Source organism: Acinetobacter stercoris (assembly GCF_900323515.1).
GTDB classification, from domain to species: Bacteria; Pseudomonadota; Gammaproteobacteria; order Pseudomonadales; family Moraxellaceae; genus Acinetobacter; species Acinetobacter stercoris.
This window is the reverse complement of sequence record NZ_OOGT01000437.1, coordinates 1-778: the sequence shown is the minus strand read 5'-3', so window position 1 is coordinate 778 and position 778 is coordinate 1. Positions and strand designations below refer to the sequence as shown.

Sequence of the window (778 nt, the reverse complement as noted above, 5' to 3'; positions counted from 1 at the left end):
AAATCAGCTAATGCAAAAGTCGGAATAAACATTAAAAAAAATACTATTTTTCTCATTAAAATCTCTTTTAATCAATTGCTTAAAATTTTATAAATAATCCTCAGTAAAAAAGTCCACCTTTTGATAGGGTTTAATAATTTTGGTCTCAAAGAAAAATCACTAATTAATGCAACCATTATATAGAAAAAAGACTCTAATTTTGCAATCGAATCAATACCTCTAATACTAAGTATTATGAAACATTTTTAACCAAATAGAAAAAAAACCTAACACAGTATATTTTTCAACCAAATATTCTAAGCAAGCCTAAACAAAAAACACTCATATAAATGGAAATGATTACGAAAATACATAAACTTATACCTACAGTTTTTATCAATATGTTTATTTCAGGCTTACACAACTTCTTCTATTCAAAGCAATCCTGAATTAACTGCTCTAGCTAATGAATATATAAAACAACACCCAGTTAGTCTAAGTGATGCAAAAAAGACTAGCAATAAAAAATAGTGAAGAAGATTAAAATGTCAGATTTTAAAGATTTTTCAACAAAAGCGAATAATGATTCATTAAATGCGCAAGCAAATGAAAAAACTGTTGAGAAAGTACTTCCTAAAAGCTCTCAAAACCCTACACCAAATGAAGCAACACCAAACCCAAAAACTGATAATCAAGGTAAAGATGCTAAGTCAGATCAAAGTAATCCACCCTCTAAATAACATTTAAAGACTGAAAAAGGCTCGCAATATCATTTGCGAGCCTTTTTATATATTTATTA

At 27.6% G+C, this 778-nt stretch carries 1 protein-coding gene; it reads left to right on the top strand.

The genetic code is table 11. The annotated features are described in order from the left end of the window. Positions 1-524 precede the first annotated feature (524 nt). The gene (locus KPC_RS20100; RefSeq protein WP_121976037.1) at positions 525-719 is read left to right on the top strand and encodes a hypothetical protein; all 195 of its coding nucleotides are present in this window, start codon (positions 525-527) and stop codon (positions 717-719) included. Positions 720-778: the final 59 nt, after the last annotated feature.

What these genes read in the sequence shown, in the direction of transcription:
- KPC_RS20100 (WP_121976037.1), top strand. Translation starts at nt 525, where the DNA reads ATGTCAGATTTTAAAGATTTTTCAACAAAAGCGAATAATGATTCATTA.